This window comes from Prosthecobacter fusiformis, assembly GCF_004364345.1.
Classification (GTDB): domain Bacteria; phylum Verrucomicrobiota; class Verrucomicrobiia; order Verrucomicrobiales; family Verrucomicrobiaceae; genus Prosthecobacter; species Prosthecobacter fusiformis.
Window position 1 is genome coordinate 559,437 of sequence record NZ_SOCA01000002.1, and the last position, 16,281, is coordinate 575,717.

General features: G+C 56.9%; 13 protein-coding genes. 9 read left to right on the forward strand and 4 right to left on the reverse strand.

Features of this window, described 5'->3' with window-relative positions; all coding sequences use genetic code 11:
- Window positions 1-38: 38 nt before the first annotated feature.
- Window positions 39-1,166 carry a sugar ABC transporter permease gene (locus tag EI77_RS08210; RefSeq protein ID WP_133794549.1) on the forward strand — a complete coding sequence of 376 codons (1,128 nt, stop codon included), beginning with the start codon at window positions 39-41 and terminating at the stop codon, window positions 1,164-1,166.
- On the opposite strand, the gene EI77_RS08215 is transcribed toward EI77_RS08210, so the two are convergent.
- Entirely contained in the window at window positions 1,160-1,531 is a 372-nt protein-coding gene (locus EI77_RS08215; protein ID WP_166647122.1) for a group I truncated hemoglobin, read from the reverse strand. The two genes, EI77_RS08210 and EI77_RS08215, sit on opposite strands and share 7 nt — an antisense overlap.
- Before the next feature lie 217 nt (window positions 1,532-1,748).
- Between EI77_RS08215 and EI77_RS08220 the strand changes: the two genes are divergently transcribed.
- From EI77_RS08220 to EI77_RS08250, 7 genes are all read left to right on the forward strand, one after another.
- On the forward strand, window positions 1,749-2,897 hold the full coding sequence (locus EI77_RS08220) for a c-type cytochrome domain-containing protein (RefSeq protein ID WP_133794553.1): 1,149 nt from the start codon (window positions 1,749-1,751) through the stop codon (window positions 2,895-2,897).
- Between the two features lie 47 nt (window positions 2,898-2,944).
- Window positions 2,945-5,224, forward strand: coding sequence for a c-type cytochrome domain-containing protein (locus EI77_RS08225; RefSeq protein ID WP_133794555.1), 2,280 nt, complete (start codon window positions 2,945-2,947; stop codon window positions 5,222-5,224).
- Window positions 5,225-5,418: 194 nt separating this feature from the next.
- Window positions 5,419-5,946 carry a hypothetical protein gene (locus tag EI77_RS08230; protein WP_133794557.1) on the forward strand — a complete coding sequence of 176 codons (528 nt, stop codon included), beginning with the start codon at window positions 5,419-5,421 and terminating at the stop codon, window positions 5,944-5,946.
- Window positions 5,947-5,978: 32 nt separating this feature from the next.
- Window positions 5,979-7,151 carry a cytochrome c biogenesis ResB family protein gene (locus tag EI77_RS08235; protein ID WP_133794559.1) on the forward strand — a complete coding sequence of 391 codons (1,173 nt, stop codon included), beginning with the start codon at window positions 5,979-5,981 and terminating at the stop codon, window positions 7,149-7,151.
- A gap of 13 nt (window positions 7,152-7,164) precedes the next feature.
- Window positions 7,165-9,264, forward strand: a complete 2,100-nt coding sequence (locus tag EI77_RS08240; RefSeq protein ID WP_133794561.1) for a cytochrome c biogenesis protein — start codon at window positions 7,165-7,167, stop codon at window positions 9,262-9,264.
- An 81-nt stretch (window positions 9,265-9,345) separates the two neighbouring features.
- Window positions 9,346-10,155, forward strand: a complete 810-nt coding sequence (locus EI77_RS08245) for an MBL fold metallo-hydrolase (protein ID WP_133794563.1) — start codon at window positions 9,346-9,348, stop codon at window positions 10,153-10,155.
- Between the two features lie 194 nt (window positions 10,156-10,349).
- Complete coding sequence (locus EI77_RS08250; protein WP_133794565.1) at window positions 10,350-11,216, forward strand: ThuA domain-containing protein; 867 nt, start codon at window positions 10,350-10,352, stop codon at window positions 11,214-11,216.
- Window positions 11,217-11,281: 65 nt separating this feature from the next.
- On the opposite strand, the gene EI77_RS08255 is transcribed toward EI77_RS08250, so the two are convergent.
- From EI77_RS08255 to EI77_RS08265, 3 genes are read right to left on the reverse strand one after another with little or no spacing between them, the layout of a single operon-like run.
- Window positions 11,282-12,871, reverse strand: a complete 1,590-nt coding sequence (locus EI77_RS08255; protein ID WP_133794567.1) for an aldehyde dehydrogenase (NADP(+)) — start codon at window positions 12,869-12,871, stop codon at window positions 11,282-11,284.
- Between the two features lie 59 nt (window positions 12,872-12,930).
- Window positions 12,931-13,758 (reverse strand): fumarylacetoacetate hydrolase family protein, encoded by an 828-nt coding sequence (locus EI77_RS08260; RefSeq protein WP_133794569.1) that lies wholly within the window; start codon window positions 13,756-13,758, stop codon window positions 12,931-12,933.
- A gap of 43 nt (window positions 13,759-13,801) precedes the next feature.
- Complete coding sequence (locus EI77_RS08265; protein ID WP_133794571.1) at window positions 13,802-14,743, reverse strand: MerR family transcriptional regulator; 942 nt, start codon at window positions 14,741-14,743, stop codon at window positions 13,802-13,804.
- Between the two features lie 42 nt (window positions 14,744-14,785).
- Here EI77_RS08265 and EI77_RS08270 point away from each other — a divergent pair, with 42 nt between their 5' ends.
- Window positions 14,786-16,273 carry a nucleoside recognition domain-containing protein gene (locus tag EI77_RS08270; protein ID WP_133794573.1) on the forward strand — a complete coding sequence of 496 codons (1,488 nt, stop codon included), beginning with the start codon at window positions 14,786-14,788 and terminating at the stop codon, window positions 16,271-16,273.
- Window positions 16,274-16,281 lie beyond the last annotated feature (8 nt).

Here is a 16,281-nt window from a genome sequence, read left to right on the forward strand (position 1 = left end):
GAAGAAACGGGTAGAAAATCCGTTTCCTGACGCTCTCCATGACCCGCACCGCCTCCATACGTGACTTTTCGATAGCCCTGGCATTGCTGGGGATCTGTGGATTTTTTGCGGTGGCGGAGCCTAATTTCTTAGGCTCTCGCAACCTGTCATTGCTGATGACGGAGCTATCCATCACGGCAACGCTGGCGATGGGCATGCTTTTGGTTATACTGCCGGGTCACATTGACCTGTCTGTGGGTAGCGGTCTGGCCCTACTCAGTGGGATTGCAACGGTTTTAACAACGAAGGTCGGCTTGCCTGCACCTGTGGCGCTGGGCATCGGACTGGTGGCCGGTCTGGTTATCTGGTGGGGTAAGGGGGTGCTGATCGTGAAGGAGCGCATCCCGGCTTTCATTGTGACGCTGGCGGGTTTGCTGGTTTTTCGCGGGCTGTTTTGGCTGGTCATTCAGAACCAGACGGTGCCGGTGGTGGCCGGGGGCCAAACGAATCTGTATTCCCTGATCAGCACGTATTATCTGCCGCCGCTGGCGGGCTATGCGCTCGGCGTGGGTGTGATCGCCGCTGTGGTGGTGGCGACAGTCCTGGGGCGGAGGCAGAGAAAGGCGAGCGGATTTGAAACGGAAAGCGGGGAGGCTGCTTTTATGAAGGTCTTTATCGCGGCGCAGGCCGTGATGCTTTTTGTGATCGTAACGAACCAGTTTCGCGGGATCCCACTGCCGGCGATCCTTTTTGGGCTAGTGGCGCTGGGTGTGTATCTGCTAACGCAGCACACGGCGTTTGGGCGTTATTTGTACGCCATCGGGGGCAATCCGGAGGCGGCGCTGGTCTCTGGGGTGCCGGTGGGGCGGGTGGTCATCGGAGCCTTTGCAATCATGGGTGCAATTGTGGCGGTGACGGGCTTTATGCTCACGTCTTACACGGGCAATTCGACGACGGACATCGGGGAATGGATGGAGCTGGATGCGGTGGCTGCGTGTGTGATCGGCGGGGTGAGCTTGCGTGGTGGCAGGGGGACGGTGATGGGTGTGCTGGCCGGGGCTCTGATCATGGCGACGCTGCTAAACGGGATGACGCTGATGTCTGTCTCCCCCGAGTATAAGCTGGTGGTGAGGGGGAGTGTGCTGCTGGCGGCGGTGTGGATGGATGTGCGGCTGGGGCGTCAGTAAGAGGTGCCGGTGATCTCGTTGGCGAAGGTATTGATGTGCTTGATGACTTCGTCGGTTTCCTTGTCCTCACAGCCGTAGTCTTTGAGGGTCTCCAGGAGGTGGCCGACGAAGAGGGCGAAATGATGACGGGTGATGCCGCGGCCATGGTGGACGTGGGCGAGGGGTCTGCCTGAATAGACGACGGGGCCTCCGAGGGCGCGATTGAAGAATTCGGTCTGCATTTTCCGCAGGCGGTCCAGGGAGCTATCGCGAAAGAAAGGGGCGAGTTCCTGGTCTGCGAGTACGCGGATATAAAAGGCCTCGACAAGGTTTTCGACCCCGGCTGCTCCTCCCAGCCGGTCATAGAGAGAAGAGGGTGTGTCCATGGTCCCTATCATGGTGCCGGGGCGGCGATGGTGCGACCTTCAGTGAGGCGGATCTGTGCGTGAGGATTGTGCCGGGATGTACAAAATTTGCGGCAGGTGCACCAAAGTCTTGATTTGGACATGGAAACTGCACGATGAGGCATGAGTCTGATGAACAATTCTGAGCGATATCAGCGTTGATAAGTTAAGCTAGAGAGCGCATTCATTCCACCCACCCATGTCTTATTCCTCCAATGATTTCGGTACCCCCAAGTCCTACGCTGGCACCTGGGTGGCCACTTTGTTGTTAATCGTCGGTTTTGTGATCGGTCTTCTGGTCTTTCCTCCGCTGTATGAAAAGCCGACTGAAGATGTGGCTGGGAGTGTCCTATTTGTGGGGCGTTTTCATCCGGTGCTGTTGCATTTGCCGGTGGGTGCGCTGATGGTCCTGTGCATGATGGAGCTGGTGTGCCTGACGCGGAAAGGTGAGGAGGCGATGGGACTGGGGGCACTTTTCATCCTGTGGATCGGAGCGGCGGGATCGGTGCTAGCAGTGCTGGCGGGGATCATGCTCTCGCGTGAAGGTGGGTATGAAGGGGGTAATTTCACGCTGCACCAGACGCTGGCGCTGGTGGGAACGGCGGGGGTCTTACTTGCGCTGGTGATCCGCCTGCTGGCAATGGGGCAGGGGAATTTTGATCTCTTGCATGCCTACCGGGCGGTGTTTTTCCTTTCCTTTGGCATCATGGGCCTGGGGGCTCATTTCGGCGGGAACATGTCCCACGGGAGTAAATTCCTGACCCTGCATGCTCCGGAGCCGATAAAGAGCCAGATAGTGGGCATGGAGACTTGGATGCTGAGCTTTGTGGAGAAACCGAAGCCGGTCAAGCCTGCGGCGGTGCCTGATCCGGCTCCTGCGCCATTGCCAAATCCGCCTCCGGGTGAGGTGCCGGTGTCTGAACCGGTGGCCCAACCACCTGCGAAACCGCTTGGTGGACTATCACCTGCTGTGGCAGAGAAACTGGTCTTCCACGATGTGATCCTGCCGATCCTGGCAGCGAAGTGCAATAACTGCCACAATGAGGACAAATCCAAGGGCGACCTTCGGTTGGACACTTTTGAAATGGCTATGCAGGGCGGTGAAAATGGAAGCAACATTGTCCCCGGTAAACCTGCGGAAAGCCTGACGATCCAGCGCATCGACCTACCCGAGGATGATGATGATCATATGCCGCCTACGGGTAAGGACCAACTGACGGCGGAGGAAACCACGCTGCTGCGGTGGTGGGTCCAGCAGGGAGCTTCCAACACGCTCAAGGTCAGTGAGGCGCAATTCCCTGCGGAAACGCAGGTGACGGTCGATGGTCTTTTGAAAGGACAGCCGTAAGTGCAGCGAGACATTCACCGTTTTCTTTAGCCAACCCTTTTTCACGTATGCGATTCCGTTCTTCATTCCTTTGCTTTCTGGCCCTGGCTTCCATCGCCGGTGCTGCCGATTCACCCCCAGCGGCGGATCCGGCGCTCAAAGCTGTCGTGGACAAGGTGAATGCGACGGGCGCATCGCTGATGCCTGTGGCGGCGGATGGGAAGGCTTATCGGTTTACGGCGCTGAACGTGGCCAAGGACTTTGGCGATGACGGTCTGGCTGCACTGGCACCGGCGGCTGATAAGATCACCTCAGTGGATCTGGCCCGTACAAAAGTGACGGATGCGGGGCTGGCTGCCATTGGCCAGATGAAGAACCTGAAGGAACTGCATCTGGAAAACACGGGTATTACGGATGCGGGGCTGGATCACCTGAAGGGATTGGCTTCGCTGGAATACCTCAATTTATACAATACGAAGGTGACGGATGCCGGCGCGCAGAAGCTGGCTGGGCTGACGAAACTGAAGGCACTGTACCTGTGGCAAACAGGAGTGACCAAGGCCGGTGTGGCGCAGCTCAAGGGAAAGCTGCCTGGTGCGCAGATCAATACAGGATGGACGGCGGAAGATGATGCGAAGCCGGTGGCTATCGCCAGTGCACCTGTGGTGGCTGAGGCAGCTGCAGGTGCGGCTGCTACGGAGGCTGCGGCACCGGTTGCGGCTGGCAAACTGGATGCTGCGGTGGCTGCCAAGGCAGTGCTTTATAAGGATGTCATCGCGCCGATTTTGGAAGCGAAGTGTGTGAGCTGCCATGGCGCTGAAAAGAAGAAAGGGAAGCTTCAGCTTCATGACTTTGCTTCCATCATGAAAGGTGGCAGCGAAGGGGATGTGAATGTGGTGCCGGGCAAGCCGGACGACAGCCTGCTGATTTCCCGCATCAAGCTGCCGGAAGATGACGATGACCACATGCCACCAAGTGATGAGCCGCAGGTGACGAAGGAAGAGTTGGCGCTGCTGAAATGGTGGATCGCCAGCGGAGCGTCCGATACGGTGACGGTGGCAGCGGCAAAGCCGACGCCTGAAGTGGAACCGGCGCTGGCTGTGGTGCTGGGCAAAGCTGCACCTGCCGCGAAGCCTGCCCCTGTTGCCGAGGCGGCCCCGGCTCCGGCAGCCGCGCCTGCTGCGGTGACGGGCAAGCTGGATCCTGCAATCGCTGCCAAAGCGGTCATTTATAAGGATGTCATCGCCCCGATCATGGAAGCGAAGTGCACGAGCTGCCACGGTGCGGAGAAGAAGAAAGGGAAGCTTCAGCTTCATGACTTCGCTTCCATCATGAAGGGCGGCAGTGAAGGGGATGTGAATGTGGTGCCGGGCAAGCCGGACGAGAGCCTCCTGCTGGCGCGCATCAAGCTGCCGGAAGATGACGATGACCACATGCCACCGACCGATGAACCGCAGGTGAGCAAAGAAGAGCTGGCACTGCTGAAGTGGTGGATCGAAAGCGGTGCATCTGATACGGCGACGGTGGCCTCTATGAAAACCACGCCGGACGTGGAATCCGCGCTGGCTGCGGTGCTGGGTGGTGGTGCACCCAAGGTGACGGCGAAAGTGACCAAGGAAGAAAAACCGAAGGCCAAACCGCTGACAGATGCTGAAAAGAAGCAGGTGGCTGAAATCACCGCCAAGATCCAGGCGCTGAACGCCTCCCTGATGCCGCTGGCCCAGGATACGGAGCAACTGCGTCTGAGTGTGATCAATGCGACGGACAAGTTCGGTGATGCGGAACTGGCGCTGCTGGAGCCGATTGCGGCGCAGATTGTCTGGGTGGATCTGGCCCGGAGCAAGGTGACGGATAAGGCAGCGGATACTCTGGCCAAAATGACGGCGCTGGAGCGTCTGCACCTGGAAAATACCAAGGTGTCCGACACTGGGCTGGCGAAGCTGGCCGTGCTGCAGAATCTGGAATACCTGAATCTGTACGGGACTAAAACCACGGATGCTGGTATTGCCAAACTGGCGAATGCTAAAGGTCTGAAGAAGCTTTTTGTCTGGCAGACGGGTGTGACCAAGGCTGGTGCGACGGCGTTGGAGGGCCAGCTCCCCGGATTAAAAGTCAATGTGGGACTGAGCGAGGCTGAGATCGCACAGCTCACGGCGCCACCTCCGGCACCACCGCCAGCGCCGGAAATGAAAAAGGAAGAGCCGAAGGCCGATGCCAAGAAGGACAAGCCGAAGGCCGAACCGAAAAAAGAGGCTGCAAAGCCTACAGCCAAGAAACCTGCGGCAGCGGACAAGGCGGACACCCCGCCCGCCGCCAAGCCCAAAGCCCCACCGACCAAAGCCGATTGAGGTCCTTGGACCTCCGGGTCCGTCCTTATCATTTGAACGCCGATCCAGTGCGAACCAAAGCCGGACGGCGTTCGTTCGTTTATCATATACCCACCATGATTGCCTTTATCCCCAGAGCTTGCTACCTTAGGTACACGCTCGCTCTTGCCGCCTGTTCGTTCGCATTCGTTTCTTGTGAACGCGTCACCGAACGGATGGAGATTACGCAAACACGTGAAATCTCCTCTTATGAGGCCAAGCCAAAACTGAATGCTTATTCGCAGGAGCGTTTTGGTGATGAGCGCTTGCAGTGGGAGACACCTGAAGGCTGGTCACGCGCCGAGCGGAGCCAGATGCGGCCGGTAAATCTGACCTTTGGGCCTAACAAAGAAGGTGAATGCTACCTGTCCATGCTTCCAGGCGGAGCGGGGGGTGTGCTGGCAAATGTGAACCGTTGGCGCAAGCAGATGGGGCAGCCGGAGATCGGCGAAGAAGAGCTGGCGACGCTGCCGAAGAAAACTTTGATGGGGATTGAAGGCGTCTATGTAACCGTGGACGGTGCTTATACCAATGTCGGGGCCACTGAAGCCAAACCTGATCACCGCATGTTGGGCATCGTCGCCGCTTTGGGCGATGCCGGCCTGTTTGTGAAAATGGTGGGTCCGAAGGAGCTGGTGGAGGAAAATACGCCCGCCTTTGACCAGTTCGTCAGTTCCCTCAGTCTGCGCATGCCCCAGCAGTAACCGTTCAAGGCATTTGAACTATCCTTTTCTCCATGTCTGAAAAAAACAAAAGTCTCCCCGTACGCCTTTTTGACTTGCTGTCATCTTTTGGTCTGGCGGTCATTATTCTCAGTTTCCTGCTGCTCATCACCTTTTTGGGTACATTGGCCCAGAAAGATATGGGGCTGCTGGACAGCCAGCGCCTTTATTTTGATTCATGGGGGCTGATCCACGACTTTAAGATTTATGGTGTGGTCCTGCCTGTTCCACTGCCAGGTGGCGGGCTGCTGATGGTGCTGCTTTTTTTCAACATGCTCTGTGGGGCAGTCATCCGCATCCGCAAGGGATGGCGCACCGTCGGGGTGCTGATATCCCACTTGGCCATTATGTTCATGCTGGTGGCTGGATTTGTGAGCTTCCTCTACAAGACCGAAGGGGCGATGCCCCTGTTTGAAGGTCAGGCCAGCGACCAGTATCAGAGCTATCATGAGCGCATCATTGAAGTGCGCCGTTTTGATGCGTCAGGTAAAGGCGATGAGACGGCAATGGTTATTCCGATGAATCACTTTGCGGACCTGTCTCCGGGCAAAGCACGTGATTTCTTTGCCAAGGATATGCCTTTTGAAATTCAGGTCACCGGCTATCAGCGCAATGCTAACATCGTGCAGGCTGGTGAAGAAGAATCCGGGGTGATTGATGGCTATAGGATTCAAGCTGTCAAACACGCGAAGGAAGATGAAGCCAACGTTTCCGCTGTGGAAATCCTGGTGAAAAGCCCTGGTGCACCACAGAAGGCCATTCTCTGGGAGGGGGCTTTTGCGCCTTATACAGTGAAGGCAGGAGACAGCCTTTACACCATTGCTCTCGCACGGATGAAATGGAAGCTGCCGTTTGCCATCCGGTTAGAGGATTTCCAGCGTGAACTGCATCCGGGGACGATGAAAGCCAAGAAATATACGAGCCACATTACCAAGATCACCAATGGCAAGGAAGATCCGATGGTGGTGACGATGAACGTGCCTGTGCGTGACCAGGGCTATGTGGTGTATCAGGCCAGCTTTAGCAGTGGCGCCAATGGGGAGCAGTCTGTCTTTACGGTGGCTAGCAATCCTTCAGACCAATGGCCTTTGTGGAGCTGCGTTGCCGTGGCTGCCGGGCTGTTGATCCATTTTGTCATGCATTTCATCCGCTTCCTTAACCGTGCGCTCAAGCCGAAGGCTGCCTAACTCTTTTTTGTTCATGAAATTTTTTCTATTCTTCATCGCACTGATGACCGGGCTTGTGAATGCCCAGCAGCCTGTTGCTGAGTCAGCTCCGGCTCCTGTCGCTACGGTCACTGCAGCACTGCCGAATCCTGCGTTACTGCGAGATAAAGAGGTCGTGGCGTTGTTCCAATCCCTGCCTGTGCAGGAAGGTGGGCGGGTGAAGCCGCTGGATACCTATGCCCGCTTCCTGCTTCTAAGGCTGCACGGCAAACAGAGTATCAAGGTGGATCATCCGCTGCTGCCCGATGTGAAGAAACTGAAGGCTATCGAGTGGCTGCTGCTCAGTTGGTTTCGCCCGGACATTGCCCGGGACTTGCCATTGTTCGTCGTGGACAATTCCCAAGCGGTTGGGGAGATCGGCGTGGATCCGAAGGATCTGCGGGATCGCTATTCCTGGAATGAAATTGTCAAAGGCAAAGAGGAGCTGATCACACGCGCTCAGTCTTACAGCGAGATCGATAGCGCAGACCGCACAGGCGTGCAGCGCAATGTCATCGACCTGGCGCGAAACTTTTTCGACTTTGATGCGGTCAGTGATTTTCTCACGGCTGCGCGCACTGACTGGAAAAAAGAAGTGTCTGGCATTCTGCCAGCGGATGCGGCCCAGGAACTGACTGGGAGCGGCAATATCACCGTTTGGGATCTGGCAGCAAGGTTGGGGCCGATGATTCGAGATCAAAAGCTCCAGGCGCTGGGCCAGGAGACGAGCAATAATATCTTGGAACTCTTCATCAATACCACGCTGCGTCCGGGTAAGACGCTGGCTTTTTTGCCGCCAGATGATGAAAAGAACGATACCTGGATGACGGTGGAACAGACCATCACCATTCTGATGCAGGGCACGCTTTCTGAAGGAGACCTGCGCCGTTCCAGTGCCAAGGACGCCTTGTATAGCGCCAGCCTGAAAGCGGAAACATTCAAGCCAGCGGTTAAGAGCTTTGTGGAAGACGTCCGTGCCCAGGCTGAGAAACGTGGTGAACTGAAGCATGTGGACCGTGAGGTCAGCTATTACAAAACGGATTACTTCACGAACGCGCTTGTTTGGTATCTGCTGGGATTTTTGATCGCCTTTATCGGCTTGGTGGCTCCTCAGACCCAGTTTTCTAAATGGGCAGGCCGGATTGCCTGGGTGACGCTGATCCTGGCCGTAGGGTATAACATCTGGGGGATCACTCAGCGCTGCATCATCAATGAGCGGCCACCCATTGCCACGCTGTATGAGACCATTCTGTTCATCACGGCATCCATTGCCACGGTTGGGCTGATCCTTGAGAGGATCACCAAGCAGGGGATCGGGCTGCTAGTGGCCGGGTTTATTGGGGCTTTAGGGATGTTTTTGTCCAACCGCTTCATGGCCCTGGATGCACAGGATACCATGCCCACGCTAGAGGCGGTGCTGATCACCAATTTCTGGCTGGCCACTCACGTGACTTGTATCAATATTGGTTATGCCGGAGCCATGATGGGCTCCATTCTGTCGATGTTTTATGTGGTGTATCGTGTGGCCTGGGAAGATAAGAAAAACGCAGGGTGGGTGGCCTACTTGCTGGTGCTACCGACGCTGATTTTTGGTATTGCTTATGCTCTTGGGGCAATGGTGGTGGTGTTCGTGATGTTGCAAAAATTTGGAGGCCGTCCTTCAACGGTGGACATCCGGCGGATACTCACTCGCATCACCTATGGCATTGTTTGCTTTGGGCTACTCTTCTCCCTTGTCGGGACAGTATTGGGCGGCATTTGGGCCAATGATAGTTGGGGCCGTTTCTGGGGATGGGACCCCAAGGAAAATGGGGCTCTCATGATCGTGCTCATGGGCTTGATTATTTTGCATGCTCGTATGGGCGGTTATATCCGCGAAGTGGGTCTGCATGCTTGTTCGCTCATTCTCGGTGCCATCACTTTGTTTAGCTGGTTCGGGGTGAACCAACTCAGCATCGGTCTGCACAGCTATGGCTTCACGGACGGCATTACTCTTGCCTTGAACACAGGCTACAGCATCAAGGCTGTGTTTGTCCTGGCTTGCCTCTGCTTCTGGTGGCAGGAGCGCGCTGCCAAAAAAGCCCGAATTGCCTAAAACACCCCGCGTCACCGCCCGGATGGGAATTCCATTCGTATCCTGTCTATTCGCATAGATTTTTTCTTCCTTCCCCCACTCATGAACATTCCACTCGAAGATCTATTCAATGATGTCATCAGCAAGGCTCAGCGCGGTCTGGGGTATAGCAATGAAACGCTGGCAGACCAGGTGGGCGTGAGTGCTGCGGCGGTGGAAGCGACGAAGGAAGGGGCGACGGATGCTTCAATTCTGATGAAGCTGGCTGCGGGACTGGGGCTGCATGGGCCTTCGCTGGCTGAGATGTCGGATCATGCCTGGTATCCTGAGCCGGTGGAAATGGAGGGGCTGGCCCAGTTCAATACACCTTATCATGATATGACGGTGAATGCTTACCTGGTGTGGGATCCGGCAACGAAGGATGCGGCGGTTTTTGATACGGGAGCGAGTGCGAAGCCGATCATGGATCAAATCCAGACTTTGGGTTTAAACCTGCGCTATTTGTTCCTCACCCATACGCATCCTGACCATGTGGCTGACATCGATACTGTTCAGGCTCCGGTGATACTCATCAGCGAGCTGGAGCCGCATCCTGCTGCGGAATCTTTTACCCCTGGTACACAATGGAAACTGGGTGGGCTGACGATCAGCTCCCGTACGACCTGCGGGCATTCCAAAGGGGGGACGACGTATGTTGTGGAAGGTCTGGCCAAACCTGTGGCCATCGTGGGCGATGCTATTTTTGCGAGTTCCATGGGCGGTGGAGCAGTGTCTTTTGCGGATGCTTTGGCGACCAACCGTTCACAGATTTTCACTCTGGCGGATGAAACGGTGATCTGCCCAGGTCATGGTCCGATGACGACGGTGGGCGAGGAGAAGCGGCACAATCCGTTTTATCCTGAATTTAAGTGAGAGGGGGCGGTAGTTTTTTGGAGAGATTATTGGGGAGCGATGTTGAGTTTGAGGGAAACCGATTTTCTGGGCTTCGCATCACTCCGAGAGTGATGAGTACTATATCTGGGCTTCGCATCACTCGGAGAGTGATGAATACTGTACCGCAAGTTTGGTCTCGCCAAGACGTTTCAGTCTGGCTAAACCAATCCACCATGAAGAAACTCATTGTTCCCCTTTTTACACTCGCACTGGCTGCGGGTCTGTTCTTTGCCCAGGCGGCAGATGCTGATGTCAAACCGCTGCGTATCTTGGTCGTCGCCGGTGGGTGCTGCCATGATTATGAGAAGCAGCAGTCTATCCTGAAGGAAGGGATTGAGTCCCGGTTGAATGCCGTGGTGGATGTGGCTTTCAATCCTGACAAGACAACCAAGGCGACTTTTGAAATCTATAAAGCGAAGGATTGGGCGAAGGACTTTGATGTGATCATTCACGATGAATGCTCGGCTGATGTCACCGATCCTGCGTATGTGGCCAACATCCTGGATGCGCATAAGGCGGGCGTGCCAGCGCTGAATCTGCACTGCGCCATGCACAGCTACCGCTGGGGTAATTTCAAGGAGCCTGTCGCCGCCGGTGGTGACAATGCGGGCTGGTATGAATTTATTGGTCTTCAGTCCACGGGCCATGGTCCACAGTCGCCGATTGACATCACATTCACGGATGCGTCCCACCCGATCACGAAGGGCCTGGAAAACTGGACGACGATCAATGAGGAACTGTATAACAATCTCCAAATGCTGGGTGCAAAGCCGCTGGCCAGCGGCCGCCAAATGCAAATGCCCCGTGTGAAGAAGGGTGAGAAAGCTGATCCTAATGCCAAGGCGACGGAAGCGAATGCTGTCGTAGCCTGGACGAATGAATACGGTGAGAAAAAGACGCGTGTTTTTAGCACCACGATCGGCCACAATAACGACACAGTGGCGGATGCTCGTTACATGAGTTTGATCACGCGGGCACTGCTTTGGACGACGGGCAAGCTGGCAGAAGACGGCACCCCGGCTGCCGGTTATGTAAAGTGAGCTGTCAGTCGATAGGCACTCTATCCGGCTGGTCATGAACCAGCCGGACGAAGTGACGAGTAGAATCAGACGGCGTCGCGTGTGTAGCTGCCATCCACCAGACGCAGTGCTTTGGCAGGATTGCCGTTTTGCAGTGCTTCCGGCAGGCAGTCATCAGGGAAGCCTTGATAGCACACGGGGCGGACAAAGCGGTAGATGCTGGCGGTGCCGATGCTGGTGTAGAAGCTATGGCTGGCGGCGGGGTAGGGGCCGCCATGATGCATGGAAGGGCATGGCTCAATGCCTGTGCCGAAGCCGTTGAAGATGATGCGGCCAACTTTACGCTCCAGGATGCGGATGAGCGGGGCGTATTCGCGCAGATCTTCTGCGGTGCCGTGGACGGCTGCGGTGAGCTGGCCTTCCAGGTTGCGGGCAAAGTTCAGCATGTCTTCCAGAGTAGGACACTGGGTGATGATGGAGCAGGGACCGAAGACCTCACGTCGGAGTTCGGAATTGGATTCCAGCACGTCCAGGGTGGTGGTGTAAATTCGGCAGGCTGCCTGGGTGGCATCGCTGTCCGGCTCGGCAGAGGATTGGCCAGCGAGTTGCAATCCGTTGATGGTGGACCAGACGGCGGTACCGGCATCATAACTTTCGCAGATGCCGCGATGCAGCATGGACTGGGGAGGTGCCTTTTGGGCAAACTGGCCAGCGTTTTCCACGAACCCGGTCAGCTCAGGGCTTTGCAGGCCGAGAACAATGGCGGGATTGGTGCAAAACTGGCCGACGCCCATGGTGACGGAGCCGACGTAGGACTCGGCAAGTTTGGCCGGATTGTCCTTCAGGGCACCCGGGAGGACAAAAACGGGATTGATGGAGCCCATTTCACCATAGAAAGGAATAGGATGAGGACGGGCAGCAGCCACATCCATGAGTGCGCGACCACCGCGCAATGAGCCGGTGAAGGCGACAGCCTGGGTGAGGGGATGTTTGACGAGCTCAATACCGATCTCGGTGCTGCGTCCGTGCAGCATGGAGAAGCAGGCATCTGGCAGGCCTGTTTTGCGTAGGGCCTTGATGACTGCGCGGCCGAGGAGCTCGCAGGTGCCTGGATGGGCAGGGTGACCTTTCACGACGACAGGACAGCCTGCAGCAAGTGCACAGATGGTATCCGTGCCGACCACGCCGATAGCGAAGGGGAAATTGCTGGCACCGAAGACCACAACAGGGCCGATAGGAAGGAGCACGCGACGGACATCCGGCTTGGGCACCGGTGCGCGCTCAGGCTGGGCGCGGTCAATGCTGGCCTCGGCCCAGGAACCTTCACGGAGCAAAGCGGCGAACATTTTGCACTGGTTGATGGCGCGTCCACGCTCGCCAGTCAGGCGGGCCATGGGGAGGGCAGTTTCGGCATGGGCGCGATCAAGAAGGGCATCTCCAAGAGCCAGAATTTCTTCGGCCAGATTTTCCAAAAGCTGGGCGCGGGTCTCTGGGGTGGCGGTGCGCAGAGCATCGAAGGCACCATCGGCAGCACGCAGGGCCTCGTCTGCATGGGCAGGCGTGGCTTCGCAGAAAGCGGGCTCCAGGGCCTCATTTGTAGCGGGATTAGTGGCGTGGAAGGGGGCGTGGTCGCAAGGGGCTTCGCGTCCGGCAATGAGTTGGTGGCCTGTGATCATGGGGTAGGGAAGGGGTGTGGTTTTAGCTTAAAAGTTCAGTGAAAAGGGGCGGCGATCTATCAACCCATGGGGTTTACCAGGGTGCCAATGCCATCAATGGTGATGCTGACTACATCGCCACTGTGCAGGGTGAATTCGTCACCGGGGACGGTGCCGGTTCCGGTCATGAGCAGGGCACCCGTGGGGAAGGTATTGTCGCGGTAGAGAAACCCCGCCAGCTCCTGAGGGGTGCGCTTGAGCTGATCCAGTGTGGCACCTCCTTCAAAGGCCACGGCACCGGCGCGCTCAATTTTCACCGCGATGAGGGTGGAGGAGGGCAAGAGATCCGGGGTGACATAGATGCATGGCCCGACGGCAGCGCAGAGCTTGAAACATTTCGCCTGAGGAAGGTAAAGAGGATTTTCGCCTTCGATGTCGCGACAGGAGAGGTCATTGCCGACGGTATAACCAATGATCTCACCTCGATCGTTGATGGCGAGCGTGAGCTCCGGCTCTGGCACCATCCATTTGGAGTCGCTGCGCAGATGCATGGCCTGGCCAGGATGGGCCACTCGCTGAGGGGTGGCTTTGAAAAAGATCTCCGGGCGCTCGGCGGCATACACGCGGTCATAAAAGCTGCCGCCGCCTGTGTCCTTACTTTCCTCCATGCGGGCAGTGCGGCTACGCCAGTAAGTCACCCCGGCGGCCCAGACCTCCTGGGTGCCAATGGGGGCCAGCAGGGTTTCTGGTGCAGGTGCGGGAACGGCCGTGCTGGTGGAGGCGACCTGTTCCAGATAGGCGTGAATATCCTCCACATTGTAAAGCGCGTCCCAATCGATACCCGTGATATGATACCAAAAGGTGGCGGTGTGCAGGTAGATGCCTTGGGTGGTCCGGTAGAGGTGCATGGTCGGGCCGCGAGCGTAGCGGCTGGCCTTCGTGTGTCAAACCTCAGACTGCGGCACTGGAGGAAAGCTGCACCAGCAATTGGTCCAGCGAACCGAGGTCCCTGGCCCAGTGGATCTTTAAATCCGTGAGGCTTTCCGCATAACCTGTGGCGGCGCGGCCACCGACAATGAGTGCCATTTTTTCAGGCATTAGATTGCGGATTTTGCGCAATTTTTCCTGAATGACGGGGCAGCGATCAGGATAGACGACGCTGAGTGCTATTGCGCGAACCTTGCGAGCGCGGGCACAGGCAACGATCTCTTCTGTGGGAAGATTGGGCCCCAGATAGGTGACGCGCCAGCCGAGGTCCCTAGCAGATGAGGCGACGAGTAAGGCCCCGAGTTCATGCACCTCACCAATGGGTGTGGAAATGACCACTTCAGGGGCGGAGGGGGCGACTTGATTCCCCGGCAGGGGTGTCATCAAAATTTCCCGGATCACTGCGGTGGCGATGTGCTCATGGCTAGGCCGGATCTGACCTGCCTGCCAAAATTCGCCGACTTTTTGAATGAGCGGACAGATGACGCTATGGACCATGCAACGCTGGCCGAAGAGGATGCGTGCGCGCTGCAGGAGGCGGCGCAAGCGATCTGAATCATAGGCCATGGTGGCCTCAATGCACTGTTTCACAAAGTGCTCCTCCGTCTCCAGCAGGGCGGTGGCATCCACGCTGAAGCTGGCGGTGGCAGAAAGAGTGCGGGTGAGGCTTTGTTTGAGCATGTGCTCAAGCTGGGCTTTTTCCAGCCGGGCGATGTTGCCAATGCGGTGACCATTTTCCGTCAGTTCCCGCAGGAGTTTTAGGCGCTCGATCTCCTCATCACAATACATGCGGCGGTTGGTGCCGGTGCGGGAAGGTGTGAGCGCTTCATACCGGCGCTCCCAGATGCGGATCACATGCGGGCTCAATCCGCTGCGGATGCTGGCGGCTTGGATGGTGGAAAGCATAATTTGAGGGGGGATACGGTGCAAAAACCGACAGGGTAACAAATGGATACGGTGTTTATCTTTGAAAAGATCCAGGTTGATTGTTACTCCATCAGCATTCTTTTCCAGCGCATGCTGAATTATATCTGGGCCTCCCTTATACTGATAGGACTGCTGGTGGCAGGATTGCTAGGGCGCTTCACTGGCGATAATGGTGTCATTACGGCTGCACTGAACATGTCCAAAATGGCTGTGATGGACATTGCACTGCCATTAGCCGGTATGATGATGTTTTGGCTGGGGGTGATGAGGCTGATGGAAAAGGCGGGGCTTCTGGATTTCGCCGCAAGAGCCCTTTCCCCGATCATGAGAAGGCTGTTTCCCGATGTGCCGCGTGAGCATCCGGCGATGAGTGCCATGATCATGAACCTGGCGGCAAATATGCTGGGGCTGGGGAACAATGCGACGCCGCTGGGGCTGAAGGCGATGACCCACCTGCAGGAGCTGAATCCGCACAAGGATACGGCCAGCAACGCCATGGTGACTTTTTTGGCGATGAATACGGCAGCCTTCACGCTGATTCCCATGACAGTGATCAATTATCTGAGCGCTGCGGGAGTGAAGGGGGCTTATCAAATTATTTTCCCGACGATCCTGGCGACGGCATGCACGACACTAACGGCTATTTTTGCGGCCAAGGCATTGCAAAACCTGCCTGCTTTCCGCATTCGGCCAACACCCGTAAGTGTGGTGTCTGAAGACCCTGAAGGTATAGCCAAGGAGCCTGAGGTTGAGAATCGCTCAATGACCTCCCGGGGGCGGCTTTTTCTGACGGTATTGCTGGTGCTTTTTGCGGGTGGTGTGGTGCTGGAGCTGGCTGCGCCGAGCGTGAGGCAGTCCGTGCTGGATGCGACGGGGCTGACGCAGGTGCTGGAGGCGGCGGATCAACGGGCTGCCGCCGCCAAGGCGACTGCACAAGCGGCAGGCACTGAGGAAGCGGGGACTGCGGCGGGACTCATCCGTAGGCTAATGAATGGGGCCTCGGGGGTGGCCATTCCGCTGCTACTGGTCATCACCATGGGGATCGCGCTGGCACGTGGAGTGAAGGTTTATGAGGAGTTTGTGGATGGTGCCAAAGAGGGCTTTGCAGTGGCTACGCGCATCATGCCTTTCCTAGTGGCGATGCTGGCTGCGCTGGCGATTTTCCGTAGCTCCGGTGCGTTGCTGCTGCTGGAACATGTACTGACACCGATACTGAATCTGGTGTCGTTTCCGGTGGAACTGCTGCCGATGGCGCTGATGCGGCCACTAAGCGGCAGCGGTTCTTTGGGCATTCTCAATGAGCTGCTGGCGCGGACAGACATTCTTGAATATCTGAAATACACCGCAGCCATTATGTTTGGCTCCACGGAGACGACTTTTTATGTGTTGGCCGTTTATTTTGGCTCCATCAGCATCCGCAATACCCGGCATGCGCTGGCGGCAGGGCTGATGGCAGACTTTGTAGGGTTGACGATGTCAGTCGTCCTTGGACGGTTAATGTTCGCGTAAGCGACGGG